The 19,524-nt window shown below is 34.7% G+C and carries 16 protein-coding genes; 11 read left to right on the top strand and 5 right to left on the bottom strand.

The genetic code is table 11. The features are described from left to right. Nucleotides 1-135 precede the first annotated feature (135 nt). Both G600_RS0105035 and G600_RS0105030 read right to left on the bottom strand, forming a co-directional pair. A complete protein-coding gene (locus G600_RS0105035) occupies nt 136-903 on the bottom strand; it encodes an ABC transporter permease subunit (RefSeq protein WP_027430972.1) in 768 nt (255 codons plus the stop codon). Between the two features lie 10 nt (nt 904-913). Beyond that, nucleotides 914-1,600 carry an ABC transporter ATP-binding protein gene (locus G600_RS0105030; RefSeq protein ID WP_027430971.1) on the bottom strand — a complete coding sequence of 229 codons (687 nt, stop codon included), beginning with the start codon at nt 1,598-1,600 and terminating at the stop codon, nt 914-916. 199 nt (nt 1,601-1,799) lie between these two features. On the opposite strand from G600_RS0105030, the gene pth reads away from it, so the two are divergent. The 8 genes from pth (at nt 1,800) to G600_RS0104990 (ending at nt 11,565) form a co-directional block, all read left to right on the top strand. Beyond that, nucleotides 1,800-2,357: an aminoacyl-tRNA hydrolase gene (gene pth / locus G600_RS0105025; protein ID WP_027430970.1), complete on the top strand. Its 558-nt coding sequence runs from the start codon at nt 1,800-1,802 to the stop codon at nt 2,355-2,357. A gap of 37 nt (nt 2,358-2,394) precedes the next feature. Further along, the gene (gene mfd, locus G600_RS0105020) at nt 2,395-5,964 is read left to right on the top strand and encodes a transcription-repair coupling factor (RefSeq protein ID WP_027430969.1); all 3,570 of its coding nucleotides are present in this window, start codon (nt 2,395-2,397) and stop codon (nt 5,962-5,964) included. Between the two features lie 51 nt (nt 5,965-6,015). Then, the gene (locus G600_RS0105015; RefSeq protein ID WP_027430968.1) at nt 6,016-7,110 is read left to right on the top strand and encodes a PTS transporter subunit IIC; all 1,095 of its coding nucleotides are present in this window, start codon (nt 6,016-6,018) and stop codon (nt 7,108-7,110) included. A 256-nt stretch (nt 7,111-7,366) separates the two neighbouring features. Then, nucleotides 7,367-8,341, top strand: coding sequence for an aldolase catalytic domain-containing protein (locus G600_RS0105010; RefSeq protein WP_081669412.1), 975 nt, complete (start codon nt 7,367-7,369; stop codon nt 8,339-8,341). Between the two features lie 133 nt (nt 8,342-8,474). Beyond that, nucleotides 8,475-9,209 carry a LytR/AlgR family response regulator transcription factor gene (locus tag G600_RS0105005; RefSeq protein ID WP_027430966.1) on the top strand — a complete coding sequence of 245 codons (735 nt, stop codon included), beginning with the start codon at nt 8,475-8,477 and terminating at the stop codon, nt 9,207-9,209. Continuing rightward, nucleotides 9,199-9,951: a sensor histidine kinase gene (locus G600_RS0105000; RefSeq protein ID WP_027430965.1), complete on the top strand. Its 753-nt coding sequence runs from the start codon at nt 9,199-9,201 to the stop codon at nt 9,949-9,951. The genes G600_RS0105005 and G600_RS0105000 overlap by 11 nt, the downstream gene beginning before the upstream one ends. Before the next feature lie 215 nt (nt 9,952-10,166). Next, a complete protein-coding gene (locus G600_RS0104995; RefSeq protein WP_027430964.1) occupies nt 10,167-10,901 on the top strand; it encodes an ABC transporter ATP-binding protein in 735 nt (244 codons plus the stop codon). Then, the gene (locus G600_RS0104990) at nt 10,891-11,565 is read left to right on the top strand and encodes an ABC-2 transporter permease (RefSeq protein WP_027430963.1); all 675 of its coding nucleotides are present in this window, start codon (nt 10,891-10,893) and stop codon (nt 11,563-11,565) included. The genes G600_RS0104995 and G600_RS0104990 overlap by 11 nt, the downstream gene beginning before the upstream one ends. Nucleotides 11,566-11,783: 218 nt before the next feature. Here the strand turns inward: G600_RS0104990 and G600_RS0104985 are convergent, their stop codons facing one another. Both G600_RS0104985 and G600_RS0104980 read right to left on the bottom strand, forming a co-directional pair. After that, entirely contained in the window at nt 11,784-13,118 is a 1,335-nt protein-coding gene (locus G600_RS0104985) for an MATE family efflux transporter (RefSeq protein WP_034245587.1), read from the bottom strand. A gap of 202 nt (nt 13,119-13,320) precedes the next feature. After that, nucleotides 13,321-14,349 carry a branched-chain amino acid aminotransferase gene (locus G600_RS0104980; RefSeq protein WP_034245584.1) on the bottom strand — a complete coding sequence of 343 codons (1,029 nt, stop codon included), beginning with the start codon at nt 14,347-14,349 and terminating at the stop codon, nt 13,321-13,323. A 401-nt stretch (nt 14,350-14,750) separates the two neighbouring features. On the opposite strand from G600_RS0104980, the gene G600_RS0104975 reads away from it, so the two are divergent. From G600_RS0104975 to G600_RS0104965, 3 genes are all read left to right on the top strand, one after another. Continuing rightward, nucleotides 14,751-14,975: a hypothetical protein gene (locus G600_RS0104975; protein WP_027430960.1), complete on the top strand. Its 225-nt coding sequence runs from the start codon at nt 14,751-14,753 to the stop codon at nt 14,973-14,975. A 337-nt stretch (nt 14,976-15,312) separates the two neighbouring features. Further along, nucleotides 15,313-16,854 carry a phosphodiester glycosidase family protein gene (locus tag G600_RS0104970; protein ID WP_051195367.1) on the top strand — a complete coding sequence of 514 codons (1,542 nt, stop codon included), beginning with the start codon at nt 15,313-15,315 and terminating at the stop codon, nt 16,852-16,854. Nucleotides 16,855-16,872: 18 nt separating this feature from the next. Further along, on the top strand, nt 16,873-17,955 hold the full coding sequence (locus G600_RS0104965) for a hypothetical protein (protein ID WP_027430958.1): 1,083 nt from the start codon (nt 16,873-16,875) through the stop codon (nt 17,953-17,955). Between the two features lie 285 nt (nt 17,956-18,240). Here the strand turns inward: G600_RS0104965 and G600_RS0104960 are convergent, their stop codons facing one another. Continuing rightward, nucleotides 18,241-19,482 (bottom strand): NAD(P)-dependent oxidoreductase, encoded by a 1,242-nt coding sequence (locus G600_RS0104960; protein ID WP_027430957.1) that lies wholly within the window; start codon nt 19,480-19,482, stop codon nt 18,241-18,243. Nucleotides 19,483-19,524 lie beyond the last annotated feature (42 nt).

Below are 19,524 nucleotides of genomic sequence, written 5' to 3'. Positions count from 1 at the left end.
GAATTAATACTTAGCTTTAAACTGACATAAAAAATAAGCTTGCAATCATTAATTCCAATCTATTCCAAGTGGAATAAGGAGTTATTGATTGCAAGCATTTTTATTGTTTAAACAAAGAACTAATAAACAAAGAATTTATAAACTAATCTTCTTGTCTAATAAGTAAGAAGTTCCCCAAATCATAAGAATTATAGAAATAACAGATAAAATGATTTGTGGCAAAATAGAATATAAGTACTCTAAAACAGTCTCAGGATAAGTACTAAGTTTTGGTAGCATATTTACAATAAGAGCATAAACAATAACAAATACAATAAAAATTGTTAGTGAAAGAAGTCCTTTTGCCTTGCTGTTTGAAAGGAGTGTTGCCGAAATTGTTATTGATAAATAACCCATTACAACATAAGTTAAGAAAACAATTACTACGCTAATAACGGTAAATATTGTTGTAAGTATTAGTGAGGAAATGCTTGTATTAAAGCTTGCTAAAACCACATCTAATACATCTTTTGCAGAAATCTGACCAGCATCAAAAAGATCAATATAAAGGTTAATATCCCAAATTCCAATAATAGCAAATACACAAGCTACAACAAAGGCTGTTAAAATTGCATGTATAAGCTTTGAAAGTATGATTGAAATTGTTGAGTTAGGTGTCATAAAAATAAGATATATAGTCTTATTTTTTAATTCTCTACTATAAGAACTAATTGCTAGAGCAAATACAATAAAGAATGAAAGGAAAGTAGCAAATACTAAAAGTACAATCGCTAAATCAATAGCTTCATAATCTCTATTGCTATAGCATATTAAGAAATAGCCCTCAAGTAAGGCTAATGCTAAAAAGAAAAGCATAAGCGGTGCAATATTTTTTCTAATCTCATATTTAAGTAACTTTAACATGATATCCTCCTTAAGCGTAAATTCTCTTGTAAATATCTACAAGACCTAAACCAGTTTGATTACGTAGTTCTTCAATTGAACCAGCAGCAACGATACTACCTTGCTTAATGAAAATAGCATGAGTAGAAACAGTCTCTAACTCATCAACTAAATGAGAAGATACAATCATGATTCTTCCTGGACCTGAGTTGGCTGCAATAGTTGCTGTCATACGTTCTCTTGAAATAATATCAATACCATTTAAAGGTTCATCAAGCATCATAAGACCAGAGCTTCGAGAAAGTGAAACAGCAATTTTTAATTTTGCTAACATACCTGTAGACATTTTATAAGCTTTTAAATTATCAGGTAATTCCATGTCATTTAAAAAGGCGTAGAATTTATTAGGATTAAAATCTGGAAAGAAATCACTAAAGTACTTACAAATATCTTTCGCAGTCATATATGAATAAAAATAACTTTCAGTTGGCATATAAGAAATGTCTAATTTTGATTGACTTGATAATGGCTGACCTTTGTAAAGAATAGTTCCACTATCAGGCTTTACAAGTCCTGTTATCATCTTCATAAATGTTGATTTACCGCTACCGTTTGGACCTAGTAGGGCGTACACATTTCCTGCCTCAAGACTAATATTTTGATTACTTGCGGCAGTAATACTTGAGTAATGTTTATTAACATTTTGCAATACAAGCATATGTTCCTCCTTTTGGAAAACATCCGGCTTTGTCATTAGTTTGTAGCCTATATATAGTTTGATGTTTTCAAATGTAAAAAAATTATATCATAATATTTATATAATTTATAGTAGTTTTTTATTCTTGTTGACTTTTGCTTTTGGTGATAAGATTTAGACATATAAAAACATTTTATAAAGGATTATTGTGAGGTAAAATATGTATATAATAGCAGGTTTAGGAAACCCAGGAAAAGAATATGAAAAAACAAGACATAATGCAGGTTTTGCAGTTATAGATGAGTTAGCAAGTAAGCATAATATTGACATTGATAATTCAAAGTTTAAGGGAATGCTTGGTAAAGGTGTAATTAACGGTGAGAAGGTAGTACTTGTAAAACCTCTTACTTATATGAATAATTCTGGTGAATGCATAAGAGCGGTAATGGATTATTACAAGGCTGATATTGAGGATTTTATTGTGGTTTTTGATGATATTAGTTTAGATGTAGGCAAATTAAGAATTCGACCTAAGGGAAGTGCTGGCGGACATAATGGTATTAAAAGCATTATTGCTCATCTAGGCAGTGACGGCTTTAAGAGGGTTAAGTTTGGTGTAGGCAACAAGCCTTCTGGCTGGGACCTTGCAGATTGGGTACTTGGTAGATTTAACAAAGAAGATGAAAAGACTTTAGAAGATGCAAAGAAGAGAGCTTGCGAGGCTATTGAAACAATTATGGCGGAAGGTACTGAATTTGCCATGAATAAGTTTAATTAGTAGATAGTTAAACAGGCTAGGTTAAAAGGAGAAACTTATGGATACATTTTACGATCCAATACGTAAGCTAGAAGGCATTAAGGAATTAAATACAGTTCTAGATGGCAAAGGCGGAAAACTTGTATCTATATCAGGCTGCATAGATACGCAAAAGGTGCATTTAGCCTCTGCAATTGCTAGCGATTATAATTTCCTACTTATTGTAAGCTCTGACGAAGTGAAGGCTAGAAAGATAGCTGAGGATGCGGCATTTTTTAATGAAAATGTATCGTATTATCCAGCTAAGGATGCGATTTTTTACAATGCAGACATTTCCGGAAAGCAAATTGTGGGACAGAGAATTGAAGTTATAAATAAGATTATCAATGAGGACAAGTTAACTATTGTTACCACAATTGATGCTCTTTCAGATACTTTAATTCCAATTGAAAAATACATTGATAGTACTTTAGTTTTTAAGACAGATGACGTCTTAGATTTAGATAAGATTAAGTCAAAACTTGTGGCGATAGGTTATGAGAGAATGCCTATGGTTGAGGGAAGAGGCCAGTTTTCTATACGTGGTGGTATTATTGACATTTTCCCATTCACCAGTGAGACTCCAGTAAGAATTGAGCTCTGGGATGATGAGATTGATTCTATTAGATACTTTGATGTAGACAGTCAGCGCTCTATTGAGAAAGTAAAGGAAATAAGAGTATTTCCGGCGACGGAATACATTTTCACAGAGGAGGAAATTGAAGAAGGATTAGAACTTATTGAAAAGGAAGCTAAAGCACAGTTACAGGTTTTTAATATTGAAAAAAAGAGACGTAGTAAGGAAGATATTGATGCAGGTAATGCCATTAGAAAACTTGTGGCAGATGCTAAAAGAACCGGGGATTATTCTAGGTTTATTAAGGCTTTCTCAAGTGAAACTGTGGGCTTTGCAGACTATTTGCCAAAGGGTAAAACTTTAATCGTTCTTGATGAATTACATAGATTAAAGGAAAAGTCTGATTTAGTAAGCTATGAGTATGAGGAAAGCATGAAGCACAGACTTTCTTGTGGTATGGTGCTTCCTTGTCAGACTGGTTTGATTCGTCCTATGGATGAAATTATGGCAGGACTTAAGGACTTTAAAAAGCTGACACTGTCTGCTCTTGACTACACTTATAAATTGAATAAAATCGACTTTTCAATGAATCTAGAAACAAGAACTATTAGTTCTTATAATAATAGTTTTGAGATGCTTGCCAATGATCTTGCCAAGTATAAGAAGAATAAATACAGCGTGGTTTTGGTTTCTAGTTCAAGGACTAGAGCTAAGAGAATCGTGGATGATTTAGCAGGTCTTGAGATTGAGAGTTATTATAGTGATGATTTTACAAAGCCTATAAAGCAGGGCACTATTATGGTGACTTATGGTAGTTTACATGCGGGCTTTGAATATCCTTTACTAAAGTTTGTATGTATATCTGAGAGTGACATTTTCACAGATAGGGAAAAGAAGAGACTTAAGCGTAAGAAGGAGGCCAAGAAAAATGGCAACTCTATCGCTAGCTTTAACGACTTAAACGTAGGGGATTACGTGGTTCACGAGACTCACGGTCTTGGTATCTATAAGGGTATTGAAAAGATTGTGGTTAATGACGTGGAGAAGGATTACGTAAAGATTGCCTATGATGGTAATAGTAATTTATTCCTTCTTGCCACTCAGTTAGATAGATTGCAAAAATATGCCGCGGCAGACGTAGAGAAAAAGCCTAAGCTTAATAAGCTTAACTCTGTGGAATGGTCAAAGACCAAGAGTAAGGTTAAGTCGGCGGTTGAAGAGGTGGCAAAGGATTTAGTTGAGCTTTATGCCACACGTTCAAAGATTAAGGGCTACGAGTTTACAGCGGATACTGTTTGGCAGCAGGAATTTGAGGAAATGTTCCCATACGAGGAGACTCTAGATCAGTTAAATGCCATTGATGATACTAAAAAGGACATGGAAAGTCCTAGAGTTATGGATAGACTGATTTGCGGGGATGTAGGTTATGGTAAGACAGAAGTTGCTATTAGAGCGGCCTTTAAGGCAGTTCAGGATAGCAAGCAGGTGGCTTATCTTGTGCCAACTACCGTGCTTTGTAATCAGCATTTTAACAACTTCAAGGAAAGACTAAAGGACTTCCCAGTTACAGTGGAGCAGTTATCAAGCTTTAAGACCTCCGCTCAAAATAAGGAGACGGTGGCTAAGCTAAAGAAGGGCACTGTAGACATTGTAATAGGAACTCACAGACTTCTTTCAAAGGATGTGGAGTTTAAGGATTTAGGTCTACTTATTATTGATGAGGAACAGCGCTTTGGCGTAACTCATAAGGAAAAGATAAAAAAGCTTAAGGAAAATATTGACGTACTTACACTTTCAGCAACTCCAATTCCTAGAACTCTTCACATGAGTTTAGTGGGAATTAGAGATATGAGCGTTTTAGAGGAGCCACCGGTGGATAGAATTCCTATTCAGACCTTCGTTACAGAGCATAACGATGAGATGATTCGAGAGGCTATTAATCGTGAGCTTGCAAGAGATGGTCAGGTTTTCTATGTATATAACAAGGTTAAGGGAATTGAGGATATGGCGGCTCACGTGGAGTCCCTTGTTCCTGATGCAAATGTAGCAATAGCTCATGGTCAGATGGACAAACGCCAGCTTGAGCGAATCATGACAGACTTTATTAATCATGAAATTGATGTGCTGGTATGTACAACAATTATTGAGACAGGTATGGATATTTCTAACTGTAACACAATGATTATTGAGGATGCAGATAACTTCGGTCTATCTACTCTTTATCAGTTAAGAGGTAGAGTTGGTCGAAGCAACAGAACTGCCTTTGCTTTCCTTTTGTATAAAAGAGACAGAATGATTTCTGAAATTGCAGAGAAGAGATTGTCGGCAATCAAGGAATTTGCAGGCTTTGGTAGCGGCTTTAAGATTGCCATGAAGGATTTAGAAATTAGAGGTGCAGGTTCGGTACTTGGCCGAAGCCAGCATGGACACATGGCAGCAGTAGGTTACGACCTTTATTGTAAAATGTTAAATCAGGCCGTTAATAAGCTTAAGGGTATTAAAAATGAATACGATTTCGAGACAACAATCGACTTAGACGTAGATGCCTTTATTCCTTCTACTTATATTAGAAGTGAGTATCAAAAGCTTGATGCCTATAAGCGAATTGCAAACATCGAAACTATGGAAGAGCTAAATGATATGGAAGATGAATTAGTAGATAGATATGGAGAGCTCCCAGCGGCAGCCCATAATTTAACTATGATTGCTCTTATTAAAGCCAAGGCTCACAAGATTGGCTTTATTGAAATTAAGGGTGGCCTTCACAATGCCATAGGCGAAAGCGGCAATTCTCAGTGGTTTACTAACATGTCCATTTCACCAAAATCAGAAATTGATGTGGAAGCCCTTGATGAATTTTTAGCTAGATTTGGCGGGGCTCTAGCATTTAGTGTTAGGGATGCTAACTTTAGATGGAAGGTTACAAAAAGAAAGTTTGGCAATGCCAGGGAATATCTAAATGGACTTAATAGCTTAATGGATGATTTCTTGGAAAATGTAGTAAAAAAATAGAATTAAAGAGTGGATTTAATTACACTTATGAATTTAAAGTGCGGAGGATTTATGGGAAAAGTTAAAGACTTTTTGAAGAAAAAAGACATCGAAATATCTGTAAAAAGATACGGTGTAGATGCCTTAGGAGCCATGGCCCAAGGTCTCTTTTGTTCCCTTTTAATAGGAACAATACTTAATGCCATTGGAACACAATTTTCCATTGGCTTATTAACAAAGACAATAGCAACTATTAGTGGAACTGATTATACAATCGGTGGTTTAGCATCAGCTATGAGTGGTCCAGCTATGGCACTTGCAATAGGTTATGCCCTAAAGTGTCCTCCACTTGTGCTTTTCTCTATGGTATCAGTGGGATTTGCAGCCAATGCCTTAGGTGGAGCTGGCGGTCCTTTAGCAGTATATTTTATATCTATTATTGCTGCTGAGGCAGGAAAGTTAGTATCAAAGGAAACAAAGATAGATATTCTTGTAACACCGATTGTTACTGTAGTTGTGGGAATTATTGTCTCAAGTCTAATTGCGCCACCAATAGGTAAGGCAGCTCTTTGGCTTGGAAATATTATTATGTGGGCTACGGATTTGCAGCCATTCCTAATGGGAATAATAGTTTCCGTCTTTATGGGCATTTTCCTAACCCTTCCAGTATCCTCTGCGGCAATCTGTGCGGCGCTTGGTTTAGTTGGCCTTGCAGGGGGTGCAGCAGTGGCAGGATGTTGTGCTCAGATGGTGGGCTTTGCAGTGATTTCTTTTAGAGAGAATAAGTGGGGCGGTTTGGTTTCACAAGGAATTGGTACTTCTATGTTACAGATGGGTAATATAGTTAAGAATCCTAAGATCTGGCTTGCGCCAATTCTTGCATCAGCTATTACAGGACCTATTGCAACTTGCATCTTCCATTTAGAGATGAATGGTGCAGCAATTTCTTCAGGTATGGGAACTTGTGGTTTAGTGGGCCCTCTTGGTGTTTATACAGGTTGGGTTGGAGATATAGCAAAGGGACTTAAGACTTCAATTACAGCCTTTGACTGGATTGGTTTAGTACTAATTTGCATAGTTTTACCAGCAGTATTTGCCTTGATTTTTGACCTAATTATTAGAAAAATTGGTTGGGTTAAAGAGGGCGATATGAAGCTTGAAGTCTAGAAAATTCAATAAGAAATTGACAAGTGGTAAGGTATAAAACTTTACCACTTTTTTTCACAAATTAGGTTGACATAAAGAATAAAAATGATTATAATTCAGTTTAGTACTTTAAAGCGTAACGCTTTAAAGCGAATAAAGAAAATGCAACAAAGAAAAAAGATATGTAGTAAGAAAGATATGTAGTAAAAAAGATATGTAGTAAATGTGAGAAGTAAATGCATTTTCATTAGGAAATCTTGTTAAGGAGGAAAGTGATATGTTGGAACAAAAAGGTGATTTAACGTCGTTTAGACCAGACATTAAAGTAGTTGACTGTACATTACGTGATGGAGGACTCGTTAATAATTTTGAGTTCTCAGATGACTTCGTCCGTGATTTATATAAGACAAATGTAGCAGCTGGAATAGATTATATGGAATTTGGTTATAAGGCTTCTAAGGAAGTATTTGATCCAAAGGACTTCGGTAAGTGGAAGTTTTGTAATGAAGAAGATATTCGCGCTATTGTTGGCGAGAATAATACAGATCTTAAGATCGCAGTTATGGCAGATGTAGGTAGAACAGATCTTAATGATATCCCACCAAAGTCAGAGAGTGTGGTTGATCTCATTAGAGTCGCTACTTATATCTACCAGATTCCTGCAGCTATTGAGATGATAGAGGATTTTGCTAAGAAGGGTTATGAGGTAACTGTTAATATTATGGCTATTTCAACAGCTTCTGAAACAGAACTTGACTTAGCTCTTGAATTGCTTGGTAAGAGCTCAGCCAATGTAATCTATTTAGTTGATAGCTATGGCTCCCTATTCCCAGAGCAGATGTGTCGCTTAGCTGAGAAATACTTAGCAATAGGCGAGAAGTACAATAAGTCAATTGGTATTCATGCTCACAACAATCAACAGTTAGCTTTTGCCAATACAATTCAGACAGCAAGCATCGGTATTAGCTACTTAGATGCAACTGTTAATGGTATGGGTAGAGGCGCAGGAAACTGCTGTACAGAATTATTACTTGGATTCCTTAGAAATCCTAAGTATAAGATTGCTAATATTTTCAAATTTATTGAGAACCATATGGTTCCACTTAAAAAGAGTGGTGTTACATGGGGCTCTGATATTCAATATATTATTACAGGACAGGCTAATCAGCATCCAAGAGCAGCTATAGCATTTACAGCTGAGAAGAGAACTGATTACTCTAAGTTTTATACAGAGGTTACAGCCTACGAATAAGATTTTTTCACTATTTCATACTTTATATAACCAAACAAAAAAGGACAGCTTGCTGTCCTTTTTTGTTTTAAAACTTTCTATTTATCTGCGTTTTGTGTATAATTATTAAAAATATATAGAGGAAACTAGTTTTATGGACAGAGAAAAATTATATATTGGAATTTGTGATGATGAGGATTATTTTATACAACAAATAAAGTTTGCTATAGATAGTTATTTAGAAGAAAAATATGATAATTATGAATGCCTATTAATGCACAGCGGAGAAGAATTGTTAGAATATAAAGGGGAAACTATTGATTTATTATTCTTAGATATACAGCTTTCTGGTATGAATGGTATAGAAATAATGAATAAAGTTTTACATAGTAATAAAGTATGGCGAATTGTTTTTGTATCTTCTCATGAGGAAGAAGTTTGGAATAGTTTTAGTATGAAAACTTTAGGCTTTTGTAGAAAACCGATTGTAGAAGAGGAAATTGCAAAGTATATAAAAATAGTTTTGTCAGAGCTTAGGAAAGATTTTCTGATTAAGTTCAAAGAAAATGATGATTCCACATATGTAAAACTTAGTGAGCTTTATTATATAGAGGCTGAAGGAAGTTATATAAAACTATTTACGGCAAAAGGTAGTTTTATAATATCTGGTAAGATTGGAGATTGGGAAAAGAAATTATTAGATTACCATATTTGTAGAATACATAAATCTTACATGGTCAATCTAATGTATGTTAAGGTTGAAGGAAACGTAGTAATTGTGAGCCCTATAAATGAAAAACTTACTATTGGCAGATTATATAAGAAAAAATTTAAGGAATCTTATGAAGATTTTATACTAGAAAGTATGAGGCTTAGACATGATATTTAATGGTAATTTTTTTGAGATGATTATTAATATAATGGTTTTCGTTTTAGCATTTATGTTTGTTTTGACTAGTTTTCGCAATATTAGAAGAAAAAACAAAATACTCACTAAAGAAAAAGAAGAATATAATTATCTTTTAAAAAAGCAAGAAGAGTATTTGAATCTGGTTATAAAGAGAGATGAAGATGTTAGAAAATTTAGACATGATTTAAATGCTCACCTTATTATTTTAGAAGATTTATTGAATAAAAAAGACATAGAAGAAGCAAATAACTATATAAATAAAATCAAGAATAATACAAGTATGAAATCTAAGGGTAAGACATCTAACTCAGTTATAAATGCTATAATAAATGATTTTACTAACCGCCTAGACGAGGATAAAATAGAATTTAAATTAGATTTTAATATAGATATTATTAATCATGAGAAAAATTTTGATATAGCTATTTGCATTTATAATCTATTATTAAATGCTATTGAGGCTTGCGAAAAATTGGACGTAAATAATAGAAAAATAATTATTTCGATGGAACAAATAGATAGTAAGTTTTATTTTAAACAAAAAAATTCTTGCGGAATTACTCATAACATAGAAAAAGTGACTAAACTAAAAACAAGTAAAAATGATAAAAAAAGACATGGATATGGATTGAAAAATGTAGAAGAAATTGTAAAAAAGTATAATGGTAAAATTAGCTATTCGGTTAAAGAAAAGTATTTTTATACAGAGTTATTATTATAGAGCCTGAGTTTATCAGGCTCTTTTTTTATTGATAGTACATCTAATTAGGTTGTTTGTGATAAATATATGTCGTTTATGAAAAATTTTTAAGGGGAAAGTTTTGGCGTGTTATATTTTTCTGTGTCAATGAAGACAATATATATGAAAGGAGATTGAAAATGAAAAAAGCAACAATTATGAATGTTTATGATTTACTTTAATGCTAAGGAGGACATATGGACACAGTTTTAGAAGTTTCTAACCTATCAAAAAAATATGATGATTTCCGCTTGGATAAGGTATCTTTTAAAATAAAAAAAGGACATATAGTGGGGTTTATAGGAACTAATGGTTCAGGAAAATCTACTACAATTAAGTCAATCTTATCTTTGATAAAAAGCGACAATGATAAGATAGAATTTTTTGGAAAAAAATTATCAAAAGATACAAAGAATAGATTGGCAGTAGTATTAGATGATGGATATTTTTATGAAACATTGAAATTAGAAGAAATGAAAAAAATAGTTGCTGCATCTTATAGTAATTGGGATGAAGATAAGTATAAAAAACTAATTTTAAAGTTTAAACTTAATAATAATCAGAAATTAAAAACCTTATCTAAGGGAATGAAGATGAAATTTTCTATTGCCTTAGCTCTAGCTCATAATGCGGAATTAATAATAATGGACGAACCAACAAGTGGACTAGATCCATTGGTTAGAGCACAGTTAATGGATTTTCTAAAAGAAATAGTTGCTAAAGAAAAATGTAGTATATTTTTTTCAACGCACATAATTAGTGATTTAGAGAAAGTGGCAGACGATATAATATTTATTAATAATGGCAAGATTATATTTGAAGATACAAAGAAGAATATAGAAGAAAAATATAGAAAAATACTTAAAAATGAAAATGCTGGTATTGAGGATATTATGCTCTATCAAGTAAAGGGAGAATGGAATGAAGATTAAGAATATATTTTTATTGACTAGAAAAAATTATATGTTAATTCGCAAGTATATTTATATTTCGGCAGTTATTGCATTTTTAGCACCAGGTATTTTAATAGCTAAAACAGAGATTCCAACAGAATTTACAGATTTTTTTGGAAGAGCGATTTTTTTGATTGTTGAAAATGTTATAGTGCTTTTTTTAGCTAATTCTTTGGCATTGATTGAAGAAAATTCTAGTAAAGGATTGGCATATTTATGTACAACACCTTATAGTCGCAAAGAAATTGTTGTATCAAGTTATTTCTTTGATTACATAGTATATTTTAGTTATTGTCTAATATATGGCTTATCTAGCTTATTGTTTAAAAGTAATTTGATTAAATTAGATTGGAATCTGTTTGTAATGGGCTTGATTAGTGCTGTTTTAATTAGAGCGGTCCTTATTCCAATCAGTTTTAAATTTGGATACGATAAGGCTAAATATATAATAACTGTTTTAATAATTGTTATTCCTTTTATTGCTTCATATTTGCCTAACGTTATTGATGTAAGAAATTTTAATTTAATGAGTTTATTTAACATGTCGATTAAAATGAGTTTACTTGCAATAGCTTCACTGCTTATAGCTGAATTATTATCTATAAATGTTAGCTTTTATATATTTGACAATAAAGAATTTTAGGAGTAAGAGATTTATGAGGCTTATTATATTTATTTTGGCGTTTTTATGCGTTTCACTAATATCGTATTATATTAGAAACAGTAAAAAGAAATAAGATATTGAACATGAAATGAGGTGACCACAAAAGTTAAATTTTAAATTTAATTTTTGTGAGTCACCTCATTTACTATAAATTTTATATAGGAATGAAAGTATGCAAATGTTAAACAAGGATAAATTTAATTTGTCAAAGCTTCTTTTTGTATCCATTTGCCGTTTAGGAATCTAATTCCAAAGAATAGGGAACGGCAGCCCCAGTCAATAAACATACCAATCCATACACCAAGCACGCCAAAGCCTAGGACTAGTCCGAAAATGTAACTACTACCGACTCTGAATATCCACATTGATAGGATGCTTACGATCATGGTGTAATGCACATCACCTGCGGCTCTAAGGGCATTTGGCATAGTAAAGGATAATGGCCAGATAAATAAAGATGTAATGTTAAAGGCTCTAAGTACCACAGTGGCAATATCCACAGCCTCAGGAGATAAGTTAAACCAAGTTGGAATGTAGTGACCAAGGAAGAATAGGGTTATGTTGCATATCCAGTCTCCTATGTAGGCCCAAAGAAGTATCTTTTTAACATAGTGCTTGGCTTCATCTTTTCTACCAGCACCAATACACTGACCGACTACTGTAATAAGTGCAAGCCCCATGGAACTTGCTGGGATATTAGCAAAGTCAATGATTGTATAGCTAATTGAGTTTGCTGCAATAGCAGCTTGTCCAAGGGTTGTAACCATGCGGACTACCATAAGTTTACCAATCTGGAACATACCATTTTCAATACCAGATGGAATACCTATAAAGAGAATCTTCTTAATAAGTGAGAAGTTTGGAAGGTAGTCAGAAAGCTTATTAAGTCTAATCGGAGACTTCTCTCTCATAATGAAGTAGCTCATAATGGCGCTACCAACAACTCTACTTAAAAGTGTAGATAGGGCGACACCAAAGACACCCCAGTGAAAGCTTAGAACAAATATAGCATTGCCAATAACGTTTACAATGTTCATAACTAAGCTTATGTATAAACTGATCTTTGAATTTCCCACACTTCTAAATATCGCAGCTCCGGCATTGTAAATACCAAGGAATGGATAGGAAATAGCTGTAACTGTAAAGTAAAGAACCGCAAAGTTCATAATAGCAGCTTCAGTATTACCAAAGATTCCTGATAAAACCGGTCTTGCAAATATAACGGAAATTCCCATCATAATTAGGGCAAATATAAGAAGTACAGTTTCTAGCTGACCTGCAGCTTTCTTAGTACGCTTCTCGTTACCTGCACCAATATATTGGCTACAAATTACGGCACCACCTGTTGCAAGGGCAGCCATAATTTGAATAATAAGTCGGTTAATATTATCTACTAATGCGACACCAGCCACCGCAGCTTCACCTGCCTGTGAAACCATGAGCTGATCCACAAAACCAACTGTTAAAGAAAGAACTTGTTCGCCCATTAAAGGGATAATAAGCTTTTTTAAGTCCTTGTTGGAAAATATCATATAAAACTCCAATCTAACAAATTTACGTGTAAACGAATTGTATTGTAAGCCTTAGGAAGATTTAAAGCAATAAAGAAAATTTTTTTATTTCCTTGATATTACAGATTTTGTAGAAATGAAAATGTAGACTTATAATCTAGGTAAATAAAAAGATGACAGTAAAAATACTGTCATCTCTTTGATATTATTTAAGAATAGGATTTTAGCAAATTGTATGAATCCAACCTTCTGGAGCTTCAATAGTTCCCTGCTGAATTCCAAGTAATGTCTCATATAACTTCTTAGTTACAGGACCCATTTCTTCCATACCACTTGGGAAGCAGATTTCCTTACCATGATCATTAATCTTACCAACTGGTGAGATTACTGCAGCTGTACCGCAAAGACCACATTCAGCAAAATCCTTAACTTCTTCAAATGGAACAACTCTTTCTTCAACCTCTAAACCTAAGATTTCTCTAGCAACATATACAAGTGAACGTCTTGTGATTGAAGGTAAGATACTATCTGACTTAGGTGTAACAACCTTTCCGTCCTTAGTTACGAATAAGAAGTTTGCACCACCTGTTTCTTCAACGTTAGTTCTAGTAGCTGCGTCAAGGTACATATTTTCAGCAAAACCTTCTTCATGAGCTTTAACGATAGGGTAAAGGCTCATTGCATAGTTAAGACCAGCCTTGATATTACCTGTTCCGTGAGGAGCTGCTCTATCAAAATCTGAAACCTTAATAACGATAGGCTTAGCGCCACCCTTAAAGTAAGGTCCTACAGGAGTTGCAAACATTCTAAACTGGTATTCATCTGCTGGCTTAACACCAATAACAGGATTTGTACCAAACATATATGGTCTAATGTAGAGAGTTGCGCCTGAACCGTAAGGTGGAACCCATTCCTTGTTTGCAAGAACGAGCTTATCAAGTGCCTCTAAGAATCTGCCTTCTGGTAATGTAGGCATTTCAAGTCTCTCACATGAATCATTTAATCTACTAGCATTGAGGTCAGGTCTAAATGTAACGATGTGACCGTCCTTTGTTGTATAAGCCTTAAGACCCTCAAAACATGTCTGAGCATACTGTAATACGCCAGCACATTCGCTTAAAACAACCTTATCATCATCTGTGATGCATCCTTCGTCCCATGCTCCATTTTTAAAATTAGTTACATATCTTGCATCAGTCTTCATGTAACCAAAACCAATATTGGCCCAATCAATATCTTTTTTCTCTGCCATAAAAAGTACTTCCTTTCCCAAATATAGACACAATAAGTAAAATAATCTATGTGTTTTATGATATTTTAACTCTTATAAATAACTTATGTCAATATAAATGTCATACAACTTACAAAACTTGTCATACAACTAAAAGAACTCAGTTAATATCTGTAAGGAAAATGTGTAGCTACACATTAAAAAAGAAAATAGAGGAAACTCTTTCTTAATATTTTACAGTTTTTCTGTCTAACTTTGTATACTGTATATATGAAAAACATTAAAAACAAAAGTGGATTTTAAAAAATAGTTTGTGTTATAATAAGTTTAGTTAGAAGGGGTTTTGTGGTAGGCAGTGGTCTAGCATAAAAAACATCCGTGATGGATTAAAATATGGGGCAATAAGAATTGAGGTGTTTTAAGTGGCAGAGATGATGACTACAGAACGTTTACTTAAGGCTGACGTTTCTATGGAAGAGAGCAAGCAGATTGAGCGTGTTCTTAGAAGAAATAACATTTCATATTTTGAGAAGTGGAATTTACATGGTGGTCTTCTCAAATTTATGAATAACAGTAAATCAAGTAAATGTGATATCTACATTCATGTAGATTCATACGACAAAGCTAAAGCAGTTTTAGGAGAGTAAGCTTTTAGCGTGGAACGGGTACTGTATCCGCAGGGTCGATAGGACTCTAAATACAATCTAATTAGGGAGCTTTGAAAAAATCAGACAAGGCATCTAAAGATTTCGGGATTATATTTAGTAGAAATTACTAGTATAATCCCTTTTTTTACTTGAATATTCGTATATAATAGAGTAATATTTTTATTAGAAGAGTTATAGAAAAATATTTACTAGTAGTTTTTAGGGATGGAAACTATCTAGGCATACTAAAAATTTGAGGCATAATGTTCAATAACTATGGGGAAATTATTTAGTTGTTGGAAGACTGCAGCTTTTGCAGCAGAAAAAGAGGTAGAGGATGTTAAAAAGAAAGAAAAATGTGGAGATCGATTTAATCGAGCTCTCAAAGGAAGAAATTCTTGAGAATGAGAAGAAAATTTGGGGTTATTCTCCGGAGTGGAGAAAAAGAGATGTGGCAGCAGATCAAGATTTTATTGCCAAAAAGAATGCTGCTGAGGCTAATAACGAAGAGGCTTCTGTACTAAAAGAGGATAAAGAAATTCCTAGTAAAAAAGAAGTTAAAGAGGATAAAAAACTTCTAGGAGCTAAGGAAGCTAAGGAAATCAAGGAGGAGACTCCTAAGGATTTATCTAAGCTAGAGGACTTATCGAGGCAGAGCAAAGATGTCAAAAGCCTTCAGCCTAATGATCAGATTGAGATTATTGAAATCGAGGATTTAGATCCAAGGGATTTAGATGCCAAGGATTATAACTTAAATGAAGAAATTAAAGAAGAGCAGGATATTCTTGTAGATGATGATTCTGAAGAAGATTTGGCAGATAATTTTTTTGATGACATAAAAAGTAAAAAGAAGTCTGAAAAAAATTTACCTGATAAGAAAAAACTTGGGGCAAAGAAAATCTTTGGAAGGATTGCTCTTTGTATTCTAACGGCTGTGATTATCATTGTTATAGCCCTTTTAGGTCTAGTACTTATAATTGAGCATGGCCCATCGAAGGCAGCCAGAAACCTTTTTGTAAATTCTGTACTTGAAACTAGTGCAGGAAAGTTTCTAGCTACAACTTTTGTTTCAGCAGAAGTAATTGATGAAATTCAGTCACAAAATTCCATCGAACTAACAGATGAGGTTACAGACTCCTCTTTAATAAATGTGACTTCTGAAAATGTAGACACAGAAAACACAGGCACTACAACTGACGAAGATGGTATCGAATTAGTTGAAATTAATGGTGGCTCTTATAATGGTTATCTTTTAAAGATAAAGGATCCTTCAAGAGTTATGGTAGGAACTTGTGGTACATTTGGCGGCTACGGCTTACACGTAGATGCAATTGTTGAAAGATACGGGGCAGTCGCAGGTGTAAACGGCGGTGGCTTTGAAGATACTAATGGTATGGGAAATGGCGGCACACCAATAGGTCTTGTTATTTCAAATGGGGAATTATTATCTGGTGAACTTGATAAAACTTACGATATTGCAGGCTTTGATAGTAATAATGTCTTAGTTGTAGGTAGTATGACAGGTCAGCAGGCAATTGATAGAGGAATTAGAGATTGCTGTTGTTACGGCCCAACTTTAATAGTAAATGGCGTGGCAACAACAGTTTATGGAACAGGTAGTGGAATCAATCCAAGAACCGCAATAGGTCAGTGCGCCGACGGAACGGTTTTGCTACTTGTAATTGATGGTAGACAGATTAACAGTATTGGTGCTACATTTGCAGACATCATTGACGTAATGTTAGAATACGGCGCTGTAAATGCTTATAACCTTGATGGCGGTAGCTCAACAACTCTTTACTATAATGGAGAATATGTAAATAGTACTGCACCGCTTACAGGCTCAAGACTTATACCAACAGCAATTATTGTTAAGTAGAATTTGGGGAGGAAATTTATGAAGAAGGGAGTCTTCTGGAAGGCCTATGGAATCGTAGTTACTTGCTCGCTTGTTTTAATTCTAGCCGGCTTAGGAGTTCTATGGTTTTACTTAGACAATTATGAGAAGTCTAGACCAGAATATAAGGTTGATGAGATAGTTGAAAAATTGAATAAATCGGACATCGACGACTTACTAACACATTTAGACATTCAGGTTACTGAGTTTGAAAATATGGACTCTGTTAAGGAGTATTTAAAGTCCGAGCTTAGTGGAGAGTGGAGCTACACTAAGAATAGAAATGACAGTACAGATGAGGAGCCTTGTTACATTTTAATAAAGGATGGAGACAAGGTGGGCAGCATTAGCCTAAATAAGGATGGCAAGCAGGGAATTTTTAAAATGTCAAACTATAGCCTAGCAAGTTTTAATACGGAGCTTAATAAAACAAGAACTGTAACAATTAAGGCGCCAAACAATGCTGCAGTTTTTGTTAATGGCATTGAATTATCTGATGATTACGTAAGCTCTAATAATGAAGAAGTTGTGGATTTAGAGTATGTTGTAGATTACATTGAGACACCTACTTATAAGAGCTATAAGCTTGATAACATCTATGGTGATTTAGATGTGAAGGTTGTTGGTGTTAGTGGAAATGAATTGTCAGTAGAGGCAACGGAAACAGAGGACGAGAAAATCGTTGCCTATGAGTATTCTTTTGATTGTAGTGAGGATTTTATAAATTCTGTAGATCAAAGAGTGCGTGATTATATTTACGAATATGTAGACTATGTAATTAATACAAAGCAGGTGAGCAAAGTTCAGAGTTATACGCTTTCTGCTAGTAATGCTAGAAAACTTTTTTCAAATTCTGCTGTGGCTATTGCTTGGAATGGTACACCTAAGAGTATTGATTATGGCGAGATTGAAACAAGCAATTATCAGCAGTACACAGAGGATTGCTTTAGCGTGGAGGCCAGTGTAACAGCTTCTGTTGTGACAAATAGCGGGGATGTAAGGGAGTATCCTACAACCTTGAAGATTATTTGGGTGAAGAAGAGTGGAAGTTGGTATGTAGTGGACTTTAAGTTGGGGCGTTGAAGTGGTGGAATGTGAAGGGGGGATGAAATCCCTTCTTTGTTGGGGGTCCGAGGGGGCCCCTTTTTTAATGCAGTGTTTTGGGGGAGGGGACGCCAAATGCACTTCGTTGTTTGGCTGTGTATCGCGCCCCGGACGCAAATGTGCTGCATTGCATTTTGCAAATTTGCATAAAAAATACCGACTTCATCTTTAGAGCTTTCTCAATATGGAGTATCTTCTAATTATGATAGTCGGTATTTTTTTCTTAAATTTCTTATTGCTTTTTCTTTTATCCAAAATCTTTCTTTAAGCTTCTTTTTCTTCTTCGCTTAATGACTGCATATACTGATGCATTGATTCTGCTACGACTTTTGAATGTGCTACGGCTTCTACTACTGTTCTTGCGCCGTTTACAACGTCGCCGGATGCAAAGATTCCAGGTCTACTTGTGTGGCCTGTTTCGTCTGCATCGAGTAAGCCTCTTGCTGTTGCATTTAAGCCTTTTGTTGTATTAACAATGGTATTCTGTGGGCCTTGGCTGATGGATACGATGATGCTGTCTGCATCATAGAACTTATCAGTGCCTTCAATATCTGTTAATGTGCCATCTTCTGCTTCTTCTACTTCTCTTAAAATGATGCCGTCGTCTTTGATTTCAACTGGCTTTAGGTTGTAGAGGAACTTTACACCTTCTAGCTGTGCGTATGAGAATTCATACTGGCTAGCTGCAACTTCCTTAGTGATTGATACACAAGTAAGGTCTTGTACACCTTTACGGATGGCTGTTCTAGCCACATCCATAGCTGCATTTCCGGCACCGATTACGATTACCTTCTTGCCTAGCTTATAGCTATCTGGGTTGTTTAGGTAGTTGATACCAAAGTGTACATTTCCAAAGGTCTCACCTTTAATATGAAGTGAGTTTGGCTGCCATACGCCAGTTCCGATGAATATTGCCTTGTAGCCATCGCGGAATAAATCGTCGATGCCAATAGCTCCACCGATTCTTGTGTTTGGTCTTACCTGAATGCCTTTTAATTCTAGGTGACGGTATTCAAGGTCATCGATTACTGACTTTGGAAGTCTGAATTCTGGGATGCCATAACGTAGTACGCCACCGATCTTATCTTTACCTTCAAAAATAGTTACTTTATAACCGTATCTTGCTAAAATAATAGCAATTGTAATACCTGCAGGACCTGAACCTATGATTGCAACTCTCATGCCATTTGATGGCTTTGGGCCGGCAACCATTTTGTTTGCGTATGTTGTTGAAATGTAATTTTCTATTGTTGAGAAATGTACAGGTGCACCTTTTCTACCTAGAACGCAGTGTCCTTCACATTGTTTTTCATGATTACAAACCAAGCTACATACAGTTGTTAAAGGATTGTTCTCGAAAAGCATTTTTCCAGCTTCGTCTAACTTGTTCTCCTTTAAAAGTCTAATGGCAGTTGGGATGTCTGTGTGAATTGGACAACCTTTCTGACACTGTGGTACTTTACACTGCAAGCAACGGTTAGCTTCATCCATTACGTGTAATGCCATAACTTCTCCCTCTTTCTGCGCTTTCTTGCGCTTGTCTTTCTT

This window comes from Lachnospira multipara ATCC 19207 (assembly GCF_000424105.1).
In the GTDB taxonomy this organism is placed as follows: domain Bacteria; phylum Bacillota; class Clostridia; order Lachnospirales; family Lachnospiraceae; genus Lachnospira; species Lachnospira multipara.
Note: the sequence above shows the minus strand (reverse complement) of the source record. Positions and strands in the feature narration are given on the sequence as shown.

Coding starts and splice junctions, on each gene's coding strand:
- mfd (WP_027430969.1), top strand. CDS start 2,395: ATGGATACATTTTACGATCCAATACGTAAGCTAGAAGGCATTAAGGAA.
- G600_RS0105010 (WP_081669412.1), top strand. CDS start 7,367: ATGTTGGAACAAAAAGGTGATTTAACGTCGTTTAGACCAGACATTAAA.
- G600_RS0105035 (WP_027430972.1), bottom strand. CDS start 903: ATGTTAAAGTTACTTAAATATGAGATTAGAAAAAATATTGCACCGCTT.
- G600_RS0104970 (WP_051195367.1), top strand. CDS start 15,313: ATGTTAAAAAGAAAGAAAAATGTGGAGATCGATTTAATCGAGCTCTCA.
- G600_RS0104960 (WP_027430957.1), bottom strand. CDS start 19,482: ATGGCATTACACGTAATGGATGAAGCTAACCGTTGCTTGCAGTGTAAA.
- G600_RS0104980 (WP_034245584.1), bottom strand. CDS start 14,349: ATGGCAGAGAAAAAAGATATTGATTGGGCCAATATTGGTTTTGGTTAC.
- G600_RS0105000 (WP_027430965.1), top strand. CDS start 9,199: ATGATATTTAATGGTAATTTTTTTGAGATGATTATTAATATAATGGTT.
- G600_RS0104995 (WP_027430964.1), top strand. CDS start 10,167: ATGGACACAGTTTTAGAAGTTTCTAACCTATCAAAAAAATATGATGAT.
- G600_RS0104965 (WP_027430958.1), top strand. CDS start 16,873: ATGAAGAAGGGAGTCTTCTGGAAGGCCTATGGAATCGTAGTTACTTGC.
- G600_RS0105005 (WP_027430966.1), top strand. CDS start 8,475: ATGGACAGAGAAAAATTATATATTGGAATTTGTGATGATGAGGATTAT.
- G600_RS0105015 (WP_027430968.1), top strand. CDS start 6,016: ATGGGAAAAGTTAAAGACTTTTTGAAGAAAAAAGACATCGAAATATCT.
- pth (WP_027430970.1), top strand. CDS start 1,800: ATGTATATAATAGCAGGTTTAGGAAACCCAGGAAAAGAATATGAAAAA.
- G600_RS0105030 (WP_027430971.1), bottom strand. CDS start 1,600: ATGCTTGTATTGCAAAATGTTAATAAACATTACTCAAGTATTACTGCC.
- G600_RS0104985 (WP_034245587.1), bottom strand. CDS start 13,118: ATGATATTTTCCAACAAGGACTTAAAAAAGCTTATTATCCCTTTAATG.
- G600_RS0104990 (WP_027430963.1), top strand. CDS start 10,891: ATGAAGATTAAGAATATATTTTTATTGACTAGAAAAAATTATATGTTA.